Source organism: Duncaniella sp., from assembly GCF_029054785.1.
Lineage (GTDB): Bacteria > Bacteroidota > Bacteroidia > Bacteroidales > Muribaculaceae > Duncaniella.
On record NZ_JAIDEN010000104.1, the window covers coordinates 1 to 8,220 of the forward strand.

7 protein-coding genes are annotated in these 8,220 nt (G+C 53.2%); all 7 read left to right on the plus strand.

Going from position 1 to position 8,220, the window contains the following annotated elements; translation table 11 throughout:
• Positions 1-110: 110 nt before the first annotated feature.
• Positions 111-1,658 carry a bifunctional phosphoribosylaminoimidazolecarboxamide formyltransferase/IMP cyclohydrolase gene (gene purH / locus K2H17_RS07130; RefSeq protein ID WP_300133128.1) on the plus strand — a complete coding sequence of 516 codons (1,548 nt, stop codon included), beginning with the start codon at positions 111-113 and terminating at the stop codon, positions 1,656-1,658.
• Positions 1,659-1,681: 23 nt separating this feature from the next.
• Positions 1,682-2,701 (plus strand): rod shape-determining protein, encoded by a 1,020-nt coding sequence (locus K2H17_RS07135; protein WP_107030999.1) that lies wholly within the window; start codon positions 1,682-1,684, stop codon positions 2,699-2,701.
• 15 nt (positions 2,702-2,716) lie between these two features.
• Positions 2,717-3,571 (plus strand): rod shape-determining protein MreC, encoded by an 855-nt coding sequence (gene mreC / locus K2H17_RS07140; protein WP_300133130.1) that lies wholly within the window; start codon positions 2,717-2,719, stop codon positions 3,569-3,571.
• Positions 3,572-3,647: 76 nt separating this feature from the next.
• Positions 3,648-4,157 (plus strand): rod shape-determining protein MreD, encoded by a 510-nt coding sequence (locus K2H17_RS07145; RefSeq protein ID WP_300133132.1) that lies wholly within the window; start codon positions 3,648-3,650, stop codon positions 4,155-4,157.
• Positions 4,141-6,003, plus strand: a complete 1,863-nt coding sequence (gene mrdA / locus K2H17_RS07150; RefSeq protein ID WP_300133134.1) for a penicillin-binding protein 2 — start codon at positions 4,141-4,143, stop codon at positions 6,001-6,003. The genes K2H17_RS07145 and mrdA overlap by 17 nt, the downstream gene beginning before the upstream one ends.
• A gap of 86 nt (positions 6,004-6,089) precedes the next feature.
• Positions 6,090-7,553 (plus strand): rod shape-determining protein RodA, encoded by a 1,464-nt coding sequence (gene rodA / locus K2H17_RS07155; RefSeq protein ID WP_300133136.1) that lies wholly within the window; start codon positions 6,090-6,092, stop codon positions 7,551-7,553.
• A 224-nt stretch (positions 7,554-7,777) separates the two neighbouring features.
• On the plus strand, positions 7,778-8,220 hold a 443-nt coding region (locus K2H17_RS07160; RefSeq protein ID WP_300133138.1), incomplete at its 3' end, for a DKNYY domain-containing protein.

Consider the following 8,220-nt stretch of genomic DNA (forward strand, 5'->3'; position numbering starts at 1 on the left):
CCATTATTTATAATTATTTTTAATTCCATTGCTGAGTAATTTTCACTAACTTTGCACTTTCAAAATCGAACTCAGTCCAATCAATAAATTCAGATAAGATATTTAAGGCAATGTCTGACAACAAACGTATCAAAACCGCACTCATTTCCGTCTTCTATAAAGACGGACTGGAAGAAATCCTGTCATTACTCCACGCAGACGGCGTGAAATTTCTCTCAACCGGCGGCACCCGCTCCTTCATCGAAGGCCTGGGCTATGAATGTGCAGCCGTAGAAGATCTCACCGGCTATCCGTCGATCCTCGGCGGCCGTGTAAAGACCCTCCACCCCAAAGTGTTCGGAGGCATCCTCAACCGTCGTGAAAATGAAGGAGACCGCGGCCAGATCGCGCAATATGAAATTCCCGAAATCGACCTGGTGATCGTAGACCTCTACCCCTTCCGCGCCACAGTGGCCTCAGGGGCACCCGAAGCCGACATCATCGAGAAGATCGACATAGGCGGCATCTCGCTCATCCGCGCCGCCGCCAAAAACTTCAAGGACGTCATCATCGTGGCCTCCAAAGCGCAGTACAAGCCCCTGGCAGAAATGCTCAAGCGCAACGGCAAAGCGGAATCATCGCTTGAAGAACGCCGCTGGTTCGCCTCTCAGGCATTCGCAGTCTCTTCAGGCTACGACACCGACATCTTCAACTATTTCGCATCGACCGAGGTTGAATCGCCGATCGAGCATGTCGACGAACTCCGCATCGCATTCGACGACGCAAAACAGATGCGCTACGGCGAGAACCCCCATCAGAAAGGCACCTTCTTCGGTGACTTCGACGAAATGTTCAGCCAGCTCCACGGCAAAGAGATCTCCTACAACAACCTGCTCGACATCGACGCAGCCGTGAATCTGATTTCGGAATTCACCGATCCGACATTCGCAGTACTCAAGCACAACAATGCCTGCGGTCTGGCCACACGTCCGACAATAGCCGAAGCATGGAAAGATGCCCTCGCAGGCGATCCGGTCAGCGCATTCGGCGGAGTGCTCATCACCAACGGCACAGTCGACGCAGCCGCAGCCGAGGAGATCAACAAAATCTTCTTCGAGGTAATCATCGCGCCCGCCTACACAGAGGACGCACTCGAAATCCTCAAGCAGAAGAAAAACCGCATCATCCTCGTGATCAAAAAACCGCTTGACACCACCCACCAGTTCCGCTCGATCCTCAACGGCGCCCTCGTACAGGAACGCGACCTGAAGATCGAAACTGTCGAAGACCTCAAGCAGGTTACAGAGAAAGCCGTCACCCCCGAACAGGCCGCCGACCTTCTCTTTGCCAACAAGATTGTCAAGAACTCAAAGAGCAACTCTATTGTTCTCGCCAAAAACGGCATGCTTCTGGCAAGCGGCGTAGGCCAGACCTCGCGCGTCGACGCCCTCAAGCAGGCTATCGAAAAGGCCCACTCCTTCGGCTTTGACCTCCACGGAGCAGTCATGGCATCGGACGCCTTCTTCCCCTTCCCCGACTGTGTGGAGATCGCCGGTGAAGCCGGAGTCGACGCAGTCATCCACCCCGGAGGATCAATCCGCGATCAGGAGAGCGTTGACTACTGCAACGCCCACGGCATCGCCATGGTGATCACCGGATTCCGTCACTTCAAGCATTAATCAGACTGACACAACCTACCAAAATGGGATTATTTTCATTCACCAAAGAAATCGCGATTGACCTCGGAACGGCCAATACGATTATCATACACAATGACAAGATCGTCATTGACGAACCCTCCATCGTGGCATTGGAAAAGCGCACCGGCAAACTCATTGCCGTCGGTCGCGAAGCCAAGCTCATGCAGGGAAAGGAAAACGACGGAATCGAAACCATCCGTCCGCTCCGCAAAGGCGTGATCGCCAACTTCAACGCTGCGGAAATGATGATCCGCGGCCTGATCAAGAAAGCAAGCTCAAAGAGCAACTGGTTCTCCCCCTCCATGAAAATGGTGGTCGGAATTCCCTCAGGCTCAACCGAAGTGGAGATCCGCGCCGTGCGCGACTCCTCGGAACATGCAGGCGGACGTGACGTCTACATGATCTACGAACCGATGGCCGCAGCCCTCGGTATCGGCATCGACGTGCTCGCCCCCCAGGGCAACATGATCGTAGACATAGGCGGCGGTACAACCGAGATCGCCGTGATCTCGCTCGGCGGCATCGTATCCAACAAGAGCATCCAGGTGGCCGGCGACGACCTCACCGACGACATCATGGAACACATGAGCCGCGTGCACAACGTCAAGGTCGGCGAACGCACCGCCGAACAGATCAAGATCCATGTCGGATCGGCTCTGACCGAGCTTGAGAATCCGCCGGAAGACTTCATTGTCCACGGTCCTAACAAGATGACCGCCCTGCCGATGGAAGTTCCCGTCAGCTATCAGGAGATCTCACACTGTATCGAGAAATCCATCTCCCGCATCGAAGCCGCAGTACTTCAGGCACTCGACGAAACTCCGCCGGAACTCTATTCGGACATCGTCATGAACGGCATCTTCCTTGCCGGCGGCGGCGCCATGCTCCGCGGTCTCGACAAACGTCTGACCGACAAGATCGGCATCCAGTTCCACATTGCCGAAGATCCGCTCTTAGCAGTGGCGAAAGGAACCGGCGTAGCCCTCAAGAACATCGAGACATTCTCCTTCCTGATCCGCTAAACAGACCGAGCAGAATTGAGCGAGCTACTAAAGTTTTTCGTCAAGTACAGTTCATGGTTTCTGTTTGCCATCTATCTGGTGGCAGGCTGCGCGCTTCTATTCTCGCGCAATCCCTATCAGCACCATGTCTATCTGTCGTCGGCCAACACAATCGCTTCTGCCGTCTACAAGACGACCAACAACGTCACGTCGTACTTCTCACTGCGTGAGATCAACGAAGACCTGCAACACCGTAATTCCGACCTTGAGCTTGAAATCTACAAGCTCAAGGAGGTAATACGGGACTATCAGCAGCAGATCTACGCTGACACCATGACAGTCGACTCGGCCCTGACCCGCTATCAGTTCCTGATCGCCCACGTGATCAACAACTCCATCAACCACTCCCACAACTATATCACCATAGAGAAAGGACGCCTTGACGGAGTGGAGCCTGAAATGGGAGTCATGGACCAGAACGGCATTGTCGGGATCGTCAATGTGGTCGGCGACCATACAGCCCGTCTGATCTCGGTGCTCAACCCCTATCTGCGCCTTTCCTGCAAGGTCAAAGGCGAGGATCAGGTCGGATCACTGGTCTGGGACGGCCGCGATCCGGGAGAAGCGATACTCGAAGAGTTGCCGAAACATGCCAAGTTTGTCAAGGGTGACACGATTGTCACCTCAGGTTACTCGTCCGTATTCCCGGAAGGAGTCCCCGTCGGCACGATCCTGTCAGGATCGCGCGACCGCGAGGACAACTTCTACACACTGCGGATCAAGCTCTTCACCGACTTCTCCACCCTCTCGACAGTCCGTGTCATCCGCGACAAGATGAAGGACGAGCTTACGACCGTGGAGAAAGAACTGCAAATCAAGAACGTCAACTGAAAACCCGCGGATCCATCCACTAATCCACAATCTCCCCGGATCCGCTAAAAAACACAAGCGCTAAGTGAGCAAAACGGTGCTTCAGTTCATATTGTTAGGATTCATCCTCGTGCTGTCGCAGGTGATCGTGTTCAACCACATCTGCCTGTTCAACGTGGCCGTGCCTCTGGTATTCATCTACCTGCTGGTGCGACTGCCCATCACCCTTTCGGTCAACTGGATGCTAACCATCGGATTTTTCTTAGGCCTCACAGTCGACATCTTCTCGGACACCTACGGGATGAACACCCTCGCCTGCACGATCGAGGCAATGGTCCGAAAGCCGATCCTGCGGCTTTATGTCCCGCGAGAAGAAGACCTCACGCGTCCGGAACCGTCGATGTATTCGCTCGGCACGGCAACATATCTGAAGTATCTGCTCACCATGACGCTGCTCTACTGCGCCATAATATTCCTGATCGAAGCATTTACATTTTTCAATCCTGTCAGACTCCTGCTGCGGATAGTGTTCAGTACAATACTATCAATGGCCCTGATGGTCGGGATTGACAGTTTCATGACTCCTCAAAGTGAGAAAAGATTATAATCTCGAAAAAAGGCGCTATGTCATCAGCGGTTTTATCGTGGTTATAGCCCTTATATACATAGCGCGTCTTGTCAGCCTCCAGGTGCTTGACTCGAAATACAAAGACTATGCCGACTCGAATGCCTTTCTGCGCAAGGCGGTCTATCCGTCGCGCGGCATAATCTATGACCGTGACGGGCGTCTGGTCGTCTACAACCAGCCGGCCTACGATGTGATGATGATCCCGCGCGACGTCAAGGAATTCGACACCCTTGACTTCTGCCGCGCAGTCAACATCACCCCTGAGGATCTGCGCAAACGCTTCATTGACATGAAGGACAAGCGCCGCAATCCGGGCTACTCCTCCTACTCCCCACAGCGCCTGCTGACCCATCTGAGCGCCGAGGACTACGGACGTCTTCAGGAAAAACTCTACCGCTTCCCCGGATTCTACATCCAGAAGCGCATCCTGCGTGAATACAACTACCGCTCGGCGGCCAATGTGCTCGGCAACGTGCGCGAAGTCGCACAGAAGGACATCGACAAGGATCCCTATTACATGCCCGGCGACTACATCGGCGACATCGGTGTCGAACACACCTACGAAGAATATCTCCGCGGCTCAAAGGGAGCGGAAGTGCTGATGCGCGATGCTCTTGGCCGAATTCAGGGCCGATATGAGGAAGGAGCGCTCGACCGCGACGCCGTGGCCGGAAAAAACATCAAACTCTCGCTCAATATCGAGCTTCAGCAGTATGCCGAGTCACTGATGGTGAACAAGAAAGGAGCTGTTGTGGCCATCGAGCCTGCGACGGGCGAAATCCTCTGTCTCGTCTCGGCACCGACCTACGATCCGCGTCTGCTCGTAGGACGCGAGCGCGGCAAAAACTACAACGAGATGATGCGCGATCTCGACAAGCCGCTGTTCAACCGCGCGATACAGGCCGTCTACCCTCCCGGCTCCACCTTCAAACCGACACAGGGCCTGATCCTGCTTGAAGAAAACATCATCACGACCGGCACAATGTTTCCATGCGCCCACGGCTTCATCTCCGGCGGACTCAGGGTCGGCTGTCACGGCCACGGATCACCGCTGCCGCTGAAACCGGCGCTTCAGACCTCCTGCAACGCATATTTCTGCTGGGGATTCAAGGCTATGATCGACAAGCGCAGCAAATATGGCTCGTCGGCCAACGCGTTCGAGATCTGGAAAAACCACCTTGTCTCAATGGGCTACGGCTACAAACTCGGCATCGACCTGCCGGGTGAATACCGAGGCTATATCCCTAATTCCAAAACATATAACGGATATTACGGCGAAGGCCACTGGAGCGCCAACACCATCATCTCCGTCTCGATCGGACAGGGCGAAATTCTCGCCACCCCATTGCAGATCGCCAATCTGGCCGCCACCATTGCCAACCGCGGGCATTTCATAACTCCACATGTCGTCAAGGAGATACAGGACACAGTGGTTCCTTCGCAGTATCTGGAGAAACACAGTCCGACCGTCGCCTCACACTGGTATAACGACATTGCCGAAGGCATGAGAATGGCCGTCACCGGCGGTACCTGCCGCCTGGCCAATCTGACTGACATCGAGGTGTGCGGCAAGACAGGTACAGCGCAGAACCCGCATGGCCGAGACCACTCGGCGTTCATGGGCTTTGCCCCCTACCACAATCCGAAAATCGCAATAGCGGTCTATGTGGAGAACGCCGGTTTCGGTGCGACATTCGGTGTGCCGATCGGCTCGCTGGTGATGGAGCGCTATCTGCGTGGCTATATCCCGCCGGAACGCAAATATCTTGAAGAAAGAATGCTCCAGTCAAACACCATCCAGTTTGCAGGAACCAAAAAGCATTGATCCCCGGCCGTGGATGCCGACAGGCTTTCATTCAGCCCAAAAAGATTGCATCTCAAGACAATAACTTAATAAAGAACAAAACAACCGTGCAGCAAAACGAGAATAGCGGTTCGATACTGAAACAGGTCGACTGGTTTACGGTCATCCTCTATCTGATCCTTGTGATGGCAGGGATGGTGAGCATCTATGCGGCAAGCTATGATTTCGACCATGCAAACATGTTGAGTTTCACTGAATTTTCAGGGAAGCAATTCCGCTGGATCGGCCTCTCGCTTGTGCTGGGCCTTGTTCTGCTGCTCATAGATGTCAGAGTCTATGAGAATTACGCCTATGTCATCTACGGCGGTGTGCTGTTGCTGCTGTTGGTGACCATATTCATAGCGCCTGACATCAAGGGATCGCGCTCATGGCTCGTGCTCGGCCAGATGAGTCTCCAGCCTGCTGAATTCGGCAAATTTGCAACCGCGCTGTGTCTTGCCAAACTGTTTTCGAGCTACAATTTCGTGCTCAATGCCTCCAGAAAAAACTACATGCTGGCGCTGATGATCATCTTCCTGCCCGTGATCCTGATCCTCGCGCAGAAAGAGACCGGATCGGCGCTGGTCTATCTGTCGCTGTTTTTCGTGCTCTACCGTGAGGGAATGAGCGGACTTGTGCTCCTGGCAGCGCTGTGTGCAGTGACATTCTTCGTTGTCGCCGTCAAATTCACAGGCTCGATGCTGCTCGGCATCCCTTCAGGACAGGCAGCGGTGTTCATCATGATCATGGTGCTGATAGTTGCGATGCTTGCCGTTTACTGCAAGGAGTTCACGGCGGCCCGCAATGTGTTCCTATGGTTCGCCGGTACAGGCATAGTGGTTACAACACTGGAAATCTGCGGTATAGAAGTACCCGGAACAATATTCTTCATAGCCGTGATCATGGCGGCTGTGGCCTACTGTGTGCTGCTGATGTTCAAGACACCGGCCCGCAAGCTCGTCATCACGGTCGGAACCGCTCTGGCAGCCATACTCTTCCTGTTTTCAGTCAACTATGCCTTCACCTCCATCCTCCAGCCACACCAGCAGATGCGAATCAAAGTAGCCCTCGGAATGGAAGAGGATCTCAGGGGCGCGGGCTACAACGTCAACCAGTCGAAAATCGCGATCGGCTCTGGCGGCATCTGGGGCAAGGGCTTCCTTAACGGCACCCAGACAAAGCTGAAATATGTGCCTGAGCAGCATACGGATTTCATTTTCTGCACTGTCGGCGAAGAAGAGGGTCTGTGGGGCGCCACGGGAGTAATCGTGCTGTTCCTTATACTGATTCTCAGGATCATAAACATTGCAGAACGACAACCGACAGTCTTCGGGCGCGTCTATGCCTATTGTGTCGCAAGCTATCTGATTTTCCATATCTCGATCAATATCGGCATGGTGATCGGATTGTGTCCGGTCATCGGAATCCCTCTCCCCTTCTTCAGCTACGGAGGCTCATCGCTGTGGGGCTTCACATTCCTGCTGTTCATCCTGCTGCGCATCGACGCTTCACGCCGCGAAAGATCGTTCTAAGAAACATTTAAGAGGTTGTTTAAAAGCAAGAGTTAAAATCTGAGTGGTGTATCTTTTAGATAAATTGTTGTAAATGAGAAAGGAGCCATATTCACCTCAAAACTTTCGCTCAGATTTTAACTATTGTTGTTAAACAACCTCTAAGGAACAGTTTCCGAGAAGGAATTGACTTTTCCAGCCTTGAGCAGTCTTATATTATAAAGGTAACACAAAATATCACTGCCATGAACAGACTGCTTACAATTTTAGTGCTCGGATTCGCACTCTCTGCCCTCTCGGCTGATGCCGCAGGTCTGCAAGACCGCAACAGGCGCAAAGATCACAAACAGGAACAGAGAGACTGCCGCAGACATCGGAACCACGACCGACCGTCGTATTTCATCAGCAATGACAAGGTTTTTTATGCTGGAAAAGAAATTAACGGCGCATCGGCCAATAGTTTCAAGATTCTGAAAGACGGCTATGCGAAAGACAACTGGTATGTCTATCATGACGGAATCAGGCTGAATAGAGCGTCGGCAAACTCGTTCAAGACACTCGGCAAGGGATATGCCACAGACAACTGGACTGTATATTATAACGGCCACAGGATTCCCGATTCATCATCGAGCAGCTTCAAAGTGCTTGCCGACGGTTATGCCAAAGACAGCTGGAATGTCTATTACCG

Excerpts from the sequence above, each read along its gene's own strand:
- purH (WP_300133128.1), top strand. The coding sequence starts at position 111 with ATGTCTGACAACAAACGTATCAAAACCGCACTCATTTCCGTCTTCTAT.
- K2H17_RS07135 (WP_107030999.1), top strand. The coding sequence starts at position 1,682 with ATGGGATTATTTTCATTCACCAAAGAAATCGCGATTGACCTCGGAACG.